A 15,928-nucleotide genomic window follows, 5' to 3' on the forward strand; every position below is an offset into this window, starting at 1 on the left:
TTACTCGTCTTCGTCGAAATAAGACTCGTCATTACGCGCACGAGCTTCAGCCTGACGTGCTTCAATCTCCGCACGCTCTTCGCGCTTTTCAGCTTTGCGCTTATTACGCTCCTGCTGCTGCTCTAGGAATTTCTGTAGCTGAGCTTCCGCCCACGCTTTAGCCTCATATTCAGTAGCAAAGCCATCCTGCTTCTTGGAGACAACGGTCTTACGAGCACTTGCCTGACGCAAAATTTTAGCGCTCCAAGTTTCCCCTTCGGCTACTAACTGAAAATCGTACTTTTTACCTTTGGCCATTCATTTATTCCTAGCAGGTCAATCTGTATAAGTAGCGTATTCTAGCATGACTAATTCGACGTTCAGACTGATTTCTATCCCTTTAGTCGGAAAAGCATAAAAACATCCATTTTCTTAACCTTTTAGCGGCTGGCATAGGGCCCAATCAGCGTTTAAAATAGAATGGCTATTAATTTATTACTGTTTGAGTGCTCATGAAATCTGTTGACGTTGATACGCCTAAAACTACTGAATCCGAAACAAACCAAACCAAAAACGGCTTCTTAGCGCTGGTTTCAAAACTTTGTTTTGATGAAACTCTGCCTATTCGTTTTATGTATAAGACAGTTCCTGAACACTTAAACGACACCGGCTGGCGCATGTTTACTGGTTATGAAACTGAAGAGTTTTTGGAAGATCAGCTTTCCAACCTTCTTCCTGTCCCAGTAGAAAAGATGTGCCGCCTAGACCCATCCTTGAGCGAGCTGGTTACCTACAATGCAGGTACAGTTTGGGAACGTGTTCCTGGTTCAGACTCATGGGAACGTGTGCACGATTACCGCATTCCTTCGCACGATGTTGATGTAGAAATCACCAACGACGTTGATCGATTTAACGTTGAAGAAGAAAAATAATTCCCCTTACGCTTGAATTCTCATCAAGTGACATTATCTAAATAGTTAACCGAGGCTCAAAAGAGGTCGGTTAACGGCTCGCTCAAGAGAGGGGCCAGACTTTTAAATTTAGATATATTGCTTGATGAGGATATACAGATGCGTGAATTCGATCTATCTCCACTATACCGTTCTGCCATTGGTTTTGACCGTCTAGCTAACATGCTAGATAACGCTAACCGCAACGACAATCAGCCTTCATTTCCTCCATACAACATCGAACTACTTGGAGAAAATAATTACCGTATTACCATGGCTGTGGCAGGCTTTGAAAAAGACGAATTAGATATTCAAAGTGAAAGCGGCACTCTGACGATTACGGGTCAGAAGAAAGAACAAACTCAAGATCGCCAATACCTTTACCAAGGTATAGCAGCTCGCAATTTTGAAAGACGTTTTCAGCTAGCGGATCACGTAAAAGTGACTAAAGCCTCTATGGAAAACGGTTTGCTTCATGTTGATCTGATTCATGAAATCCCTGAAGCGATGAAGCCTCGTCAGATCCAGATCGAACACTAATACTGTTAGAACTCTCACTGACAGCGCTCTAGGACAAAAAAGGAGGTCATATTGCCTCCTTTTTTAATGGCTTCAGGAAGTTTAGAGGCAGCCTCTTGATATACCGAAAGCAGTTCATCACTGAACAAGCAAAAGACTACCTCTTCTACGCTTGTCTCTTTTTTCAGTTCGCTCTTAACCGTTAATAGCGCAATCTCTGCAGCCTGTTCTAATGGGTAGCCATAAACACCGCAACTGATCGCCGGAAATGCGATAGTTTTGATTTTGTTTTCGTTGGCTACAGCCAGCGCGTTACGATAACAAGCTTCCAACGCTACTGACTCTCCCTGATTACCACCCCGCCAAACTGGCCCTACCGTATGAATGATGTGTTGAGCAGGAAGGCGATAACCTTGGGTAATTTTCGCTTTACCCGTGTCACAGCCATTAAGCGTGCGACACTCAGCTAACAGATCGGGGCCAGCTGCAGAATGAATAGCACCGTCTACACCGCCACCACCCAGCAAACTGTTGTTAGCAGCATTAACAATTGCATCAACATCCAATTGAGTAATATCGTTCTTAACAAAGCTAATTTTGGCTGTCATGATTCAGCCTCCTTAGGTTCATTGTAGTGAACAGCGAGCCAGATCGTCGGCTGATCAGAATCAGTCCATTCAACACGGTGTCGTTGATGTGCAGGAAAACAGTAACTGTCTCCTGTATTGAGGGTAAATTCTTGATCTGGATTTTCTGTACGAAGCCCTGCTCTTCCAGAGATAACGATTACCCACTCATCCCAAGCTTGGTCGTACCATTCCCCTTCGGGGGTTGCATGGGCATGAGAGATAATGCGTTCAATGCGAAACTGATCAGTAGAGAGTAACGGGTCGAACTTTTCTGATTCTGGTCCCGAGCCTGACAGGTCATAGAGGTTCATAGTGCTACCACTCACTGATTGGAGCAGACCATGTCACTGCCTGCTCAATTAATTTATAAACCACTTTCATGACACTTAAGTGACACGCTATAAAGTTAGGCTACTTCCGGTAAAAAAGAGAGATCGACGTGGTACTTAGTGGGATTGTTTCGATCGATATAAACAGTTAATTCATCAGTCACAACATATTCAGTAGGATCAAACCAAATATCATCACTTCTAAATAGATAGATCTTGTTATCTTCTGGATTGTGCCACTGCAAACTAATCACAAACGGGCTTACACCATCCGTTTCCATACAGGTGTTCCGGTCTAGTGTATGAATCTGAGCTTTGATAGGTACACCCTGAGTTTTCAGGTAATCACGTTTTCTGCCTTTCATACCGCTAAATATCAGAATAAGTATGCCTACGATGAAGAAAACAGTTCCAAGGCCAGCCACAATGGTTGCCCCACCCCAGAGGGTGAAAAAGCCATTAATCTTAGCGTCTTGCGGCGATTTCGCTTGGTATAGAACCTCAACGATCTCGCCTTGGGAGTAGCTTGGCGGGTTACTTCCAGCGCTAGATGAAAATGTCACTTTCTGCCCCTCATTAGTAACAAATGAGACGACTGGGTGATAAGTAAGAGAATCACTGCTTCTAGAGGCTCTTAGCTCTATAACTGTTCCTTCAGCAGTAACAGCGGTTTCCAAAAAGCTCTTAGTATTTGTGAATAACACAAACGCTAGAATCAACAGACCTAAACCAATCAGGCTGAACAGGTATTTAATGATTGAGATCGCTTTCATCCAATTATCCTTAATAGAATGATGATTATAAAAGTAACGTCTGACGGATTTCCGATGGAGCTTTCAGACACTTAATTTGACTAAACAACTCACCCGCTTCAGGATATTCTCGCTGTAAATGATGTAACCACTGTTTTATACGACCATGTACATATTTAGGGGCTATATCTCGCTCAATACGATTTAAATAAGCCTCAATAAATGGCACAACCTGAGTCCAGTTATAACTGGACACTTCTTCACCGGCAAGGTGATATTTGATGATCTTGGCTAGGTCAGGCTTAGCAATAAGGCCGCGACCGATCATAATCGTGTCGCAACCACTGACTTCACGACAACGTTGAAAATCCTGCCAATTCCATACCTCACCATTAGCAACCACAGGAAGATCGACTGCCTCTCGAATTCTAGCAATCCATTCCCAGTGAGCTGGAGGCTTGTAACCTTCGAGTTTTGTTCGGGCATGTACGGCTAAGCTATCGGCGCCCCCTTCAGCAATTGCGTGGGCATTTTCCATAGCCAAGGATTTATCTTTATTACCCAAACGCATCTTTGCCGATACAGGGGTTTCTGCAGGAACAGCTTGCCTTACTGCCTTTACGATCTCATGGACAAGCTCCGGTGTGTCCAATAGAACTGCTCCGCCTTTACTGCGGTTCACCGTTTTGGCTGGACAACCAAAATTCAGATCGATCCCAGGTGCACCAAGCTTAGCGCCTTTACGTGCGTTACCGGCTAGGACACTTGGATCACTCCCAAGCAACTGAAGAATAACGGGCGTACCTGAAGGCGTTTTCCCGCCATTATGTAACTCAGGACATAAACGTCGGAACACTTTAGCGGGCAAAACACGATCACTAACACGCAAGAACTCTGTAACACAGTGATCTATACCACCGACCTGTGTTAACAGATCGCGCATAGTGTAATCAACGACGCCCTCCATCGGGGCTAAAACAATTTTCAAAGCAGGCTATCTTTAGGAATGAAAAGGACGGCTATTATAAGCTGCAACGGAGACGATAAAAATGACTAGATTACTTTGAGAATTGCTTTAACAGACTTTGCAACAGTCCTTCCAAGCCCACCTATGATTTACTAAGATAAAAATAACCATCAGTTTTGTATTTTAGTTTTCGCTATGCGCCTATTCCTAGCTATCGATCTGCCTGAAGATCTTCAGGATCGAATTACCGAACTCTATTGCCCTGAACTCGAACAAGTTCGCTGGACCGTGAGTCATCAACTGCATATCACCTTAGTGTTTATCGGCGATCAGCCCCATCAATATCTAGAAGAGATAATTGAAGCTGTGTCTGAAACCAGTTTTGAACCTTTTGAACTTTGTCTACAGAAGATAGGCTATTTCAAATCGGGAATTATCTGGTTAGGCGTAGAAGAATCTGAGCCCTTAAAGCGTTTACAAAAGTCACTAAGCCACAAAGTTAGAGGGCTTGGCATAGAACTAGAACAACGAAAATACATGCCTCATATCACGTTGGGGCGCAGCAAAAAATTAACACCTCAAGTGGTGAGTCAGGTAAGCCATAAAGGATTGGGGTTCACTGCGAACATGGTGGTTAGCGCGTTCCAACTTAAAAGTAGTGTTTTGAAAGCCAATGGCGCCGAGTACCTAACCGAAGGTGAATTTTTGCCTGATTGATGGTTTGCTCTGCTGACTGACCTTTGAAAAGCTGTGATATAGTCAATTGATGGAACCTATCTATCGAACATACCAAGAAAAGGACCTTCAGACCTTAATCGCTCTAATGAAGCAATTAGGTTATACCCACTCGGAACAATCTCTACTTACGAATATCAAAGCAGTTCATAAGGCCGGCGGAGAGGTTTTTATCGCTGAGCTAAATGGCGTTGTTGTAGGCTGTATCTCTGCCATTATTGATATTCGATTAGCTGAAGGCGCTCAAGGTGAAATCGTAAGCCTCGTTGTTGATAATAAACACCGTGGATATGGCTTAGGCAAAGGATTAGTTAAAACAGCTGAACATTGGTTGTCGCACCAAGTGGATAGCATTCGAATTCGGGCCAATTCGATTCGTAAATCGGCCCACAAGTTTTATCAAGAACTAGGGTACGTAGAAACTAAGCAACAAGTGGTATTAGTGAAAAGTAAACATGAATAAGAATCAGGCGAACAAAGAGTATTTACGCCGAATAAATCTAGCAACCACATACATTTGCTCAAACCTAGAGCAGCAATTAAATTTAGATAAGATTGCTCAAGTTAGCTGCTTCTCCCCTTTTCATTTCCACCGTATATTTCACGCCCTCACAGGTGAAACCGTTAATGACTTTATCATCCGCAAAAGGATGGAAGCCTCTGCTAATCGACTAATTTGCCATAAGGAAATGAGCATTACCGAAGTAGCCAACGCCGGCGGTTACTCTTCTAGCGCTAACTTTTCAAAAGCATTTAAAAATTACTTCGGCATCACCCCTAGCCAAATAAGGGACCCAAGCGAAATAAAAGATAGCAAGATTGGAAAACTAACTAGCAAGTACGGAAAAGTATTCAATCCAAGCGATCTGTACTCTCAATTTGTCACTGACCAAGTGAAGTTTGATCCTGACAAATTAGAGGAAATACTCATGCAAGTTACCATTGAAGAACTTAAAGCTAAACGCATCGCTTATCTGACAGCACCAAAGGGATATGACGTTCCCGCCATTTTTGAAACTTGGGATAAACTGGATAACTGGGCAAAAAGCATCAAATTAACAAATTTTGAAAACCAACGCTTTGCTATCTGCCATGATAACCCGATGATCACGCCGACTGAGCATTGCCGTTATGATGCTTGTGTTCAGATTGAAGAGAACACGCCGGTGAGCGAACCATTTGAAGTAACAACTATACCGTCCGGTCAATATGCCTCGGCTTATTACAAAGGAGATGGTGACAAGGTAAGTAATTTCTATATGGAGCTCTACTCTCATTGGCTCCCTAACAGCGGCTTTGAGCCAGACGACTTAGCGCCTATTGCTCATTATCTAAATGATACTAGGAAAGATGGCTTTGTCGAAATGAATGTTTATATCAAAGTAAAACCGTTATAAAACCGAACGGTAATCGAGATACCCTATAACCTTAAATAGATGGCAATTTGATGAAGACAATTTTGATTGTTGGTAGCAGCCGTGGCATTGGTGAAGAGCTAACAAGATACTTTTCTGACGCTGACCACAACGTTATAGGTGTATCTCGCAGCCCATCCAAAAACTGCGAATGGATTTCTGCAGATCTATCTGCGCTAGACGGTATACAAAAGATTGCTGATCAACTTGGGGAGCGCCGCATAGACACCCTGATCTATTCAAGCGGTATTTGGGAAGATGAAGGCTTCAGTGACGACTTTGACTTTAGAAAAAGCAAATACGCAGAAACGCAGCGGATCATGCAAGTTAATCTTGTTGCACCCATCGAACTCACCAAAACTCTCGCTCCAAACTTAGCACGCTCTTCTAACCCTAGAGCCATCTACCTAGGCGCTATCTCAGGTTTAGAAAATATTGGATCAGAGCAAGTCGCTTATGCAGCAAGCAAGTTCGGCCTTCGCGGCGCCATACAAAGCCTACGTAAAGCACTAACACTAGAAAGCATCGGCTTTACTGTCATAAACCCGGGAAATGTGGGTACAGAAGAGGTACTAATGGATATAGAAGAGGGCCGCATGCCGGATCAAGCCCCTATTCCAATCTCGGATATCATCACCTCGATAGAAATGATTATGTCACTCTCTAAAGATGTGGAGATTGGAGATATTAATTTAAGCCAGAAAAGCATTTAGACTCTTTATTTGAAGCACAAAAAAGCGGCCCGAGAGCCGCTTTTTTTAGATCTTAACTGCAACGATTAAACTGCTGCCAGACCTCTAAGCATATCTGCTTTAAGATCTTCGATCGATTCAATACCAACAGAGAGACGAACCAAGTTGTCTTTGATGCCCGCTTCAGCTCGAGCTTCAGGTGTCATACGACCGTGAGTCGTGGTCGCTGGGTGTGTGATTGTTGTTTTCACATCACCTAGGTTACCGGTGATGGACACCATCTTAGTTGCATCAATAAAGCGCCACGCTGCGTCTTTACCGCCTTTCACTTCGAAGGAAAGCACACCACCAAAACCTTTTTGCTGCTTCTTAGCTAGCTCGTGCTGTGGATGGCTTGGAAGGCCTGAGTAGAAGACACGATCAATACCGTCTTGCTCTTCTAGCCATTTCGCCATCTCCATAGCGTTGGTGCAGTGAGCATCCATACGCAATTTAAGGGTCTCTAAGCCTTTAAGGAAAACCCAAGCGTTGAAAGGGCTCAAGCAAGCGCCGCCAGTACGGATAAAGCCAAACACCTCTTCCATATGCTTATCGCTGCCAACAACCACACCACCGACACAACGACCTTGACCATCAAGGTACTTAGTCGCTGAGTGAATAATGATGTCTGCACCTTGCTTCAACGGCTGCTGAAGCATCGGCGTGCAGAAGCAGTTATCAACGACCAACAATGCATCATACTTATGTGCGATCTCAGCAACGGCTACAACGTCTGTTAGCTCAGACAACGGATTAGAAGGCGTCTCCAAGAACAGCATCTTAGTATCTTCTGTAATTGCTGATTCCCAGCTATCAAGATTAGTTGGGTCAACATAAGAAACTTTGATGCCTGTACGTGTAAGGTACTTATCAAACAGAGATACAGTAGAACCAAATACACTGCGCGAACAAACAACATGATCGCCATTTTGCATTAACGATAGGCAGGTACTAAGAATTGCCGCCATGCCAGAAGCTGTTGCGACTGCTCTTTCTCCGCCTTCTAGTGCTGCGATGCGTTCTTCAAAAAACTGTACAGTTGGATTAGTGAAGCGAGAGTAGATGTTACCCTCCTCTTCACCACCAAAACGTGCAGCTGCTTCACGCGCACTCGAGAAGACATAGCTTGATGTCGGGTAGATTGGGTCACTGTGCTCCCCTTCTAAGGAACGGTGTTGACCTGAACGCAAAGCAAGTGTTTCCAGATCGTAACCTTCTGAAGGCTCGAACTGGATACGCTCAGCGCGTTCGTAATCAGAAATAGACATCGACTATTGCTCCTTAATCGATCTTACTACAAAGGTTAGAGGATTCGTTACTCTCAACCTTTTTGTTATTACTGCCTTTAGCGTCATCGTTACGGGCAGCCTTCAAGCGCTCAAGATACTGCTCATCGATATCACCCGCTACGTATTTACCATCAAATACGCAGGTATCGAACGCCGTAATTTCTGGGTTACCTTCAGATACAGATGCTTTAAGATCATCTAGCTCTTGGTAGATCATCCAGTCACAACCGATCTCTTCACCCACTTCATCATCTGTACGGCCATGAGCGATAAGCTCTTCCGCTGCTGGCATATCAATACCGTAAACGTTCGGGTATTTAACCGCTGGCGCAGCAGATGCAAAGTAAACTTTCTTAGCACCTGCATCACGAGCCATCTGAACAATCTGGCTAGAGGTAGTGCCACGTACGATAGAGTCATCAACCAACATGACAACTTTATCTTTAAATTCCATACCAATTGGGTTCAGCTTACGACGAACAGACTTCTTACGCTGTGTCTGACCTGGCATGATGAAAGTACGACCGATGTAACGGTTTTTGATAAAACCTTCACGGAACGTAACACCCAAATCTTTAGCCATCTCCATAGCAGAGGTACGGCTTGTATCTGGGATTGGGATGATCACATCAATATCGTGGTCTGGGCGCTCACGTAAAACCTTCTCTGCTAGCTTCTTACCCATACGCATACGAGAGATATGTACGTTTACATCATCAATAATTGAATCTGGACGCGCTAGGTATACGTATTCAAATAGGCACGGCGCAAGCTGCGTGTTATCTGCACAAAGCTTAGTAGATACGTTACCTTCCATATCGATGTAGATCGCTTCGCCCGGCTCGATATCACGAACACGTTCGAAACCAGAGATATCTAGAGCAACACTTTCAGAAGCTACCATGTACTCAGTACCTTCTGCAGTTTCGCGCTTACCGTAAGTCAGTGGGCGAATACCGTGAGGATCACGGAACGCCAACATGCCGTAACCCGTAATCATTGCTACTGCGGCATAACCACCTTTACAGCGCTCGTGAACACGACGAACCGCTTCAAACATATCTTCAGCTTGTGGCTGCAGTTTGCCCTGACGTTGAAGCTCATGAGCAAATACGTTTAACAACACTTCTGAATCAGATGTTGTATTGATGTGACGCAGATCAGCACGGAACATTTGTTCAGCTACATCTTCTGCATTTGTCAGGTTGCCGTTATGAGCTAACGCGATACCGTATGGAGAGTTCACATAGAACGGCTGCGCTTCAGCCGAGCTAGAACTACCGGCCGTAGGGTAACGAACGTGACCGATGCCCACGTTACCTACCAGACGTTTCATATGGCGGGTACGAAATACTTCGTTTACCAGGCCATTATCCTTGCGTAAGAAGAAACGGTTACCTTCACAAGTAACCATGCCCGCTGCATCCTGTCCACGATGTTGTAGAACAGTCAGAGCATCAAAAATAGTCTGGTTTACATTAGATTTGGCTACGATGCCAACAATGCCGCACATTAAAACTCACCTCAAAGTGCAAACTAACAAAAGAAAAATTTAGCGTCCCGCATTCCAGATCAAGCGACCCACTTCGCTCGCTGTCTCTTTGGTCCATGCTTCCATAAGTAAAAAGTGTGGAATCAATTGTGATTCCTTGAACCAGCGATCTTCAACCGCTGGGCTCATTCCAATTAGCGCGACTATAGCCACGATAATTAAACCACCTCGTGCTGCACCAAATCCGATTCCAAGAATACGGTCAGTTGCAGACAACCCCGTTGCTTCTACGAGCGCACCGATCAGTTTATTGATCATGACTCCAACAACAAGAGTGGCTATAAAGAGGATAGCAAACGCTGCGACTAAACGTACTGACGGCGTTTGAATATAAGCTTCTAACAGAACTGACAATGACTGCGAAAATAGGCGCGCAACGATAAAAGCCGTTACCCATGTGATCAGGGAAAGTGCTTCTCGAACAAAGCCTCGCCTTAAGCTCATAAGGCTTGATATCGCAATGATGCTAAGTATGGTCCAGTCAGCCCAGTTCATCTTTACAGCTCAGTAAGAAATTGCGCGCATTTTAACAGAGTTTATAGGATCGCTTCACGCTTTATTATTGCGTAGTAAAACGAACAATAATGCCATTCAATCCAAAATCTTTTTTAAGTGATAACTTAAGCGACTCTAATCGGCTCTTTTGGAATTCAGGCCCTACATAAACCTTAATCAATTCACCCTGTTTACGAGTAAAGACTTTGTGCCCTTCACCGATTAGTTGCTTACGCAAGCTCTTAGCATTAGCTTCATCTTTAAAACTAGCAAGCTGCAGCGTCCAAGCCACTGGAACACCTTCTTGGTCAAGTACAGGCTGATCTTTATGAATTTCTAGCTCAACCTTTTGCTCTTTTTCAATCTTCTCGATTACCTGCTTCACCTGTTTTGGTGGTTTAGGCAACTCAACCGGCGGCTTAGGTTCAGCAGGCTTAGAAGTATCAGGCAACGGTTTATTCTGTGGTTCTATACGTACAATTTCAGGACGTTCGGGGCCTGGAGGAATTTCGGACTGAAGGTGTCGCTCTTTATAACCAGCACCGTCAAAAAAAACAGGAAAGATCACCGCTGCAGAGAGAAGAATCACTGCAAACCCTACTAAGCGGTATTTTACTTTCTGCTGCATTAGCTATTTCCTTGCCAAAATCGTCAACGCATCACTGACGGTAAAGAATGATCCCGCAATAATAACATTGTCATTTGGGTTAGTGTCTATTCGAACCGCTTCAATTGCCGCTTTAACTGATGAAAATTCCTGAACCGAAGCCTCATTAGGGAATAGCTCGGCTAACTCAGCAGCTTTTTGCCCTCGCGGAACATTGATGTCAGAAAGATAAGTAGCTTTCACTACTGGAGCTAGTGTATCTATAACTTGCTGACAATCTTTATCCGCTAACATCCCCAAAACGAGATACACATCCCCCGATAATCCTTGGATACGATCACTCAACAGCTCTGCTGCTTCAGGGTTATGGGCTACATCTAGCCAATAATGCAGATTGTCTTGTTCTACATGTTGCATACGACCTGTTAGCGCTGCTTGCTGAATACCTGTTTTAATCTGCTCATCCGAAATCGCTAACGGAATATGCTGAACAATTTTGATTGCGGTAGCTGCATTTTGAATTGGCAGCTCTGGCTGCTTGAGATCGGTAATCGATTTAGACTGACCTTGAGCATCCTTTCCTTGCCAGCACCACAGTTCGCCGTTTTCTTCATAGGTAAAATCAACGCCTGATTGATGTAGATCGGCACCGATCTCATCAGCATAAATAGCAACAGACTTTGGAGGATTGAGATCACCGCAGATAGCAGGCTTAGCAGCACGAAAAATACCCGATTTCTCTCGACCAATTACTTCGCGGTTATCACCTAACCAATCAACATGGTCAATCGAGACGGTAGTGACCGCACTAATGTCCGCATCAATGATGTTCACTGCATCTAAACGGCCACCCAAGCCTACTTCAAGCAGAACCAGATCCGGTTTCGTTTCAGAAAAAATAACTAAGGCAGCTAAAGTGCCAAACTCAAAGTAAGTCAGTGGTATCTGACCACGCGCCTGGTCTATTTTTTCGAAAGCATCGCACAATTGTTGGTCAGTTGAATTTTGGCCGTTTAACTTAACTCTCTCGTTATAGTCGATAAAATGAGGAGATGTGTAGCAGCCGACACTGTATCCAGCCTGTTGGTAGATGCTGTTCAAGTAACTAATCGTTGAACCTTTTCCATTTGTACCTGCAACAGTCACAACAGTTGATGCTGACAGATCGATTTTTAACTTTTCTGCAACTTGACTGACACGGCCTAAACCTAGTTCGATTTCAGACGGATGGCACTGCTCCATCCAAGACAACCATTCAGAAAGATTCATTTTTTGATTAGCGGTATTCATAAGACCAACAACTTTTAACAATCACCAGAAACCAAAAAGGCCGGCGTTTTCACGTCGGCCATTTTTATTACCTTGAGCAATTACTCTGCTTCAGGTTTCGCAGGCTCTTCCTCAACAACAACCTCACCCTCAACTGTTTCTACAGGAGGTAGCGGGCTTTGGTTGGTTAGCTTACGCAAGATGCGAGACAAACGAGAGCGCATTTCACCGCGGTTAATAATCATATCAACCTGGCCATGCTCTAGTAGGAACTCACTGCGTTGGAAACCTTCAGGTAATTTTTCACGAACTGTTTGTTCGATTACGCGAGGTCCCGCAAAGCCCATAAGCGCTTTAGGCTCAGCAACATTCAAGTCACCCAACATCGCCAGCGATGCAGAAACGCCACCATATACTGGGTCTGTAAGTACAGAGATATAAGGCGTACCTTGTAGACGTAATTTTTCTAGGATCGCACTTGTTTTCGCCATCTGGAATAGAGAGAACAAGGCTTCCTGCATACGCGCGCCACCTGATGCAGAGAAACAGATCAATGGGATATTCTCTTCTAGAGCAATATTGGCAGCGCGAACAAAACGCTCACCAACAACTGCACCCATAGAACCACCCATGAAGCTAAATTCAAATGCAACCGCTACAACAGGCAAACCTTCTAGTTCGCCGCGCATAGCGATCAATGCATCTTTTTCACCCGTGCTTTTCTGTGCTGCACTCAAACGGTCTTTATATTTCTTAGAGTCTTTAAACTTCAGACGATCGATAGGCTCTACATCTGTTGCTAGCTCTTGGCGGTTATCTTCATCTAAGAACAATTCAAGGCGACGACGTGCGTTTAGACGCATGTGGTGATCGCACTTAGGACAAACATTCAGGTTCTTTTCCAACTCAGGGCGGTAAAGAACAGATTCACACTTAGGGCATTTTTTCCACAAGCCCTCAGGGATATTCGAGCGCTTTTTCTCTGAACGAACAAGAGAAGGAACAATTTTTTCCAGCCAGTTACTCATTATTTTAAAACCTTATTAGCTGTCCATTGCTTGACGCATATCTTTGATAATTGCAGCTACCTCAGGAGCGATTTTGCCCTGATCTTTTACTAGAGATGCAATCTTATTAACTAAAACACTGCCGACAATAACACCATCCGCAATTTTTGACACGGCAGTAGCTGATTCAGCATCTTTGATACCAAAACCTACACCTAAAGGAATGTCAGTGTATTTACGAACGATGTCTAGTCTGTCAGCTACAGCCTGAACATCAAGTGAAGCGGAGCCTGTAACCCCTTTCACTGATACATAGTACAGGTAACCACTACCGTTCTCGCAAACGTATTTAATACGCTCTTCTTCAGTAGTCGGCGCCAATAGGTAGATGGTATCAATATCATGCTCACGCATGATCTGGTTGAACTCACCTGATTCTTCAGGAGGAAGATCAACGGTTAAAACACCATCCACACCTGCTTTCTTCGCTTCTTCAGCAAAGCGCTGGTAACCCAGAATTTCGATCGGATTAAGATAACCCATCAAAACGATTGGCGTTTCATTATCTTTCTGACGGAACTCAGCTACCATTGCCAGCACATCAAGCAACCGTACATTGTGTGTCAACGCACGCTCACAAGCTAGTTGGATAACTGGACCATCTGCCATTGGATCTGAAAATGGGATACCCAATTCGATAACATCGGCACCCGCTTCAACCATAGCGTGTAGTAAACCTACTGTAACTTCCGGTGCAGGATCGCCCGCTGTTACATAAGGGATTAGGGCTTTGCGGCCTTCAGATTTAAGCTTTGCAAAGCTTGCAGCAATACGACTCATTCTACTTTTCCTCGCACAAATCAGATATTGATGCCATCGATCTGTGCGACCGTATGAATATCTTTATCACCACGACCAGACAAGTTAACAACAATTGTCTGATCCTTATCCATCTCTTTAGCCAACTTCATTGCATATGCAACTGCGTGGCTTGATTCAATTGCCGGCATGATACCTTCAACGCGTGTTAGTGCACGGAATGCATCCATAGCTTCATCATCTGTCGCATCAACATAAGTGGCACGACCAGTATCTTTTAGGTAAGCATGCTCTGGACCAACGCCTGGGTAATCCAGGCCAGCAGATACAGAGTGAGTACCAATGATCTGACCACCTTCGTCAGACATCAAATATGTACGGTTACCATGAAGCACACCAGGGCTACCTGCAGATAGTGGCGCGGCATGCTGTCCCGTTTCTACACCATAACCGCCAGCTTCAACACCATACATTTTTACAGATTCATCTTCGATGAATGGGTGGAATAGACCAATAGCGTTTGAACCACCACCAACACAAGCTACAAGTGCATCAGGTAGACGGCCCGTTTGATCTAAACACTGTTGACGTGCTTCACGACCTATTACACACTGGAAATCTCGAACCAACTTAGGGTATGGATGTGGACCCGCTGCAGTACCAATGATGTAGAAAGTATTATCAACATTGGTTACCCAATCGCGCATCGCTTCATTCATCGCATCTTTAAGCGTGCGAGTACCCGATTCAACCGCAATAACTTCTGCACCAAGAAGCTTCATACGATAAACGTTAAGTGCCTGACGCTGAACATCTTCAGCGCCCATATATACCTGACACTCAAGACCTAAACGTGCCGCTACAGTTGCAGAAGCTACACCATGCTGACCAGCACCTGTCTCTGCGATAACACGCGGCTTGCCAGTGTATTTAGCAAGAAGCGCCTGACCAATTGTATTATTAACCTTGTGAGCACCCGTATGGTTGAGGTCTTCACGTTTCAGGTAAATTTGTGCACCACCTACTTTTTCTGAAAGGTGCTTCGCATGATACAAAGGCGAAGGGCGTCCAACATAATGTGCCAGATCACGATCAAATTCTTCCTGGAACGCTGGATCTCGCCACAACTTCTCATAAGTTTCTTCTAGCTGCTTAAGCGCAGCCATTAGAGTTTCAGATACGAAACGACCACCGTAAGGGCCAAAATGGCCTTTACTATCGGGCAACTGAGCAAGTGCTTTAAGATCGATATTAGTTGGCACGGGTTACCTCATTTATAAATCTATTAATTTTGTCGGTATCTTTGATACCTTTACTCTTCTCTACCCCACCACTCACGTCTATCGCGTAAGGTTTAACGGTTTGAACAGCCTCTGCTACATTCTCACAGTTAAGCCCCCCAGCAAGAATAATCGTAGCTGGATGAGGTGTAGGAATACGATCCCAGTCGAAGGCTTCACCAGTTCCACCTGGTACACCCGGACGATAAGCGTCCAGCAGAATAGCCTGCGCTGATGTAAATTGTTCTACCGTCTCTGTTAAATCCAGTTCTGGCTTCATCCGTATAGCTTTGATGTACGGGCGGCTCAAACTGCTACAGAACGCTTCAGTTTCATCACCATGAAATTGAAGTAAATCTATACGAGTTTGTTCGATAACTCGATCAATAAACTCTCGCTCTGCGTTAACAAACAGCGCTGTTGTTGTGACGAACGCTGGAAGCTTTGCAATGATTTCTGCCGCTTGTTCAACCTCTACAGCACGAGGGCTCGGCGCATAAAAAACAAAGCCAAGAGAATCGGCTCCAGCAGTAATTGCTGCTAAAGCATCCTCTATATTCGTAATACCACAAATTTTAACGCGCGTTCGGTTCACAGATACAGT

20 protein-coding genes are annotated in these 15,928 nt (G+C 44.5%); 6 read left to right on the forward strand and 14 right to left on the reverse strand.

Features of this window, described 5'->3' with window-relative positions:
• A complete protein-coding gene (locus ACMXYP_RS10340) occupies positions 1-297 on the reverse strand; it encodes a DUF3622 domain-containing protein (RefSeq protein ID WP_415881562.1) in 297 nt (98 codons plus the stop codon).
• 194 nt (positions 298-491) lie between these two features.
• Between ACMXYP_RS10340 and ACMXYP_RS10345 the strand changes: the two genes are divergently transcribed.
• On the forward strand, positions 492-911 hold the full coding sequence (locus tag ACMXYP_RS10345; RefSeq protein WP_415881563.1) for a DUF2185 domain-containing protein: 420 nt from the start codon (positions 492-494) through the stop codon (positions 909-911).
• A gap of 138 nt (positions 912-1,049) precedes the next feature.
• Positions 1,050-1,469 (forward strand): Hsp20 family protein, encoded by a 420-nt coding sequence (locus ACMXYP_RS10350; RefSeq protein WP_415881564.1) that lies wholly within the window; start codon positions 1,050-1,052, stop codon positions 1,467-1,469.
• A gap of 14 nt (positions 1,470-1,483) precedes the next feature.
• Here the strand turns inward: ACMXYP_RS10350 and ACMXYP_RS10355 are convergent, their stop codons facing one another.
• The 4 genes from ACMXYP_RS10355 to ACMXYP_RS10370 all read right to left on the reverse strand — a co-directional run bounded on the left by ACMXYP_RS10355 (position 1,484) and on the right by ACMXYP_RS10370 (position 4,146).
• Positions 1,484-2,056 (reverse strand): O-acetyl-ADP-ribose deacetylase, encoded by a 573-nt coding sequence (locus ACMXYP_RS10355; RefSeq protein WP_415881565.1) that lies wholly within the window; start codon positions 2,054-2,056, stop codon positions 1,484-1,486.
• Positions 2,053-2,388 (reverse strand): cupin domain-containing protein, encoded by a 336-nt coding sequence (locus ACMXYP_RS10360; protein ID WP_415881566.1) that lies wholly within the window; start codon positions 2,386-2,388, stop codon positions 2,053-2,055. The genes ACMXYP_RS10355 and ACMXYP_RS10360 overlap by 4 nt, the downstream gene beginning before the upstream one ends.
• Before the next feature lie 95 nt (positions 2,389-2,483).
• Positions 2,484-3,179, reverse strand: a complete 696-nt coding sequence (locus ACMXYP_RS10365) for a DUF3592 domain-containing protein (protein ID WP_415881567.1) — start codon at positions 3,177-3,179, stop codon at positions 2,484-2,486.
• Between the two features lie 25 nt (positions 3,180-3,204).
• Entirely contained in the window at positions 3,205-4,146 is a 942-nt protein-coding gene (locus ACMXYP_RS10370) for a tRNA-dihydrouridine synthase (protein ID WP_415881568.1), read from the reverse strand.
• A gap of 174 nt (positions 4,147-4,320) precedes the next feature.
• On the opposite strand from ACMXYP_RS10370, the gene thpR reads away from it, so the two are divergent.
• The 4 genes from thpR to ACMXYP_RS10390 are packed head-to-tail and all read left to right on the forward strand — an operon-like array spanning position 4,321 to position 6,988.
• Entirely contained in the window at positions 4,321-4,842 is a 522-nt protein-coding gene (gene thpR / locus ACMXYP_RS10375) for an RNA 2',3'-cyclic phosphodiesterase (protein ID WP_415881569.1), read from the forward strand.
• A gap of 49 nt (positions 4,843-4,891) precedes the next feature.
• Positions 4,892-5,323 (forward strand): GNAT family N-acetyltransferase, encoded by a 432-nt coding sequence (locus tag ACMXYP_RS10380; protein WP_415881570.1) that lies wholly within the window; start codon positions 4,892-4,894, stop codon positions 5,321-5,323.
• On the forward strand, positions 5,316-6,257 hold the full coding sequence (locus ACMXYP_RS10385) for an AraC family transcriptional regulator (RefSeq protein WP_415881571.1): 942 nt from the start codon (positions 5,316-5,318) through the stop codon (positions 6,255-6,257). Before ACMXYP_RS10380 ends, ACMXYP_RS10385 begins: the two co-directional genes overlap by 8 nt.
• Positions 6,258-6,307: 50 nt before the next feature.
• Entirely contained in the window at positions 6,308-6,988 is a 681-nt protein-coding gene (locus tag ACMXYP_RS10390) for an SDR family NAD(P)-dependent oxidoreductase (RefSeq protein ID WP_415881572.1), read from the forward strand.
• A 65-nt stretch (positions 6,989-7,053) separates the two neighbouring features.
• On the opposite strand, the gene ACMXYP_RS10395 is transcribed toward ACMXYP_RS10390, so the two are convergent.
• From ACMXYP_RS10395 to ACMXYP_RS10435, 9 genes are all read right to left on the reverse strand, one after another.
• Positions 7,054-8,274 (reverse strand): O-succinylhomoserine sulfhydrylase, encoded by a 1,221-nt coding sequence (locus ACMXYP_RS10395; RefSeq protein WP_415881573.1) that lies wholly within the window; start codon positions 8,272-8,274, stop codon positions 7,054-7,056.
• A gap of 13 nt (positions 8,275-8,287) precedes the next feature.
• The gene (gene purF, locus ACMXYP_RS10400) at positions 8,288-9,808 is read right to left on the reverse strand and encodes an amidophosphoribosyltransferase (protein WP_415881574.1); all 1,521 of its coding nucleotides are present in this window, start codon (positions 9,806-9,808) and stop codon (positions 8,288-8,290) included.
• Positions 9,809-9,847: 39 nt separating this feature from the next.
• Entirely contained in the window at positions 9,848-10,342 is a 495-nt protein-coding gene (locus ACMXYP_RS10405; RefSeq protein WP_415881575.1) for a CvpA family protein, read from the reverse strand.
• A 64-nt stretch (positions 10,343-10,406) separates the two neighbouring features.
• Complete coding sequence (locus ACMXYP_RS10410) at positions 10,407-10,970, reverse strand: SPOR domain-containing protein (protein WP_415881576.1); 564 nt, start codon at positions 10,968-10,970, stop codon at positions 10,407-10,409.
• Positions 10,971-10,973: 3 nt separating this feature from the next.
• Positions 10,974-12,239, reverse strand: a complete 1,266-nt coding sequence (folC, locus tag ACMXYP_RS10415) for a bifunctional tetrahydrofolate synthase/dihydrofolate synthase (RefSeq protein WP_415881577.1) — start codon at positions 12,237-12,239, stop codon at positions 10,974-10,976.
• A gap of 80 nt (positions 12,240-12,319) precedes the next feature.
• Positions 12,320-13,246, reverse strand: coding sequence for an acetyl-CoA carboxylase, carboxyltransferase subunit beta (gene accD / locus ACMXYP_RS10420; RefSeq protein ID WP_415881578.1), 927 nt, complete (start codon positions 13,244-13,246; stop codon positions 12,320-12,322).
• A 15-nt stretch (positions 13,247-13,261) separates the two neighbouring features.
• Complete coding sequence (gene trpA, locus ACMXYP_RS10425; protein ID WP_415881579.1) at positions 13,262-14,065, reverse strand: tryptophan synthase subunit alpha; 804 nt, start codon at positions 14,063-14,065, stop codon at positions 13,262-13,264.
• Positions 14,066-14,085: 20 nt separating this feature from the next.
• On the reverse strand, positions 14,086-15,306 hold the full coding sequence (gene trpB / locus ACMXYP_RS10430) for a tryptophan synthase subunit beta (RefSeq protein WP_415881580.1): 1,221 nt from the start codon (positions 15,304-15,306) through the stop codon (positions 14,086-14,088).
• Complete coding sequence (locus ACMXYP_RS10435) at positions 15,296-15,919, reverse strand: phosphoribosylanthranilate isomerase (protein ID WP_415881581.1); 624 nt, start codon at positions 15,917-15,919, stop codon at positions 15,296-15,298. Before ACMXYP_RS10435 ends, trpB begins: the two co-directional genes overlap by 11 nt.
• Between the last annotated feature and the right edge of the window lie 9 nt (positions 15,920-15,928).

Source organism: Neptuniibacter sp. QD34_54 (genome assembly GCF_047778055.1).
Lineage (GTDB): Bacteria > Pseudomonadota > Gammaproteobacteria > Pseudomonadales > Balneatricaceae > Neptuniibacter.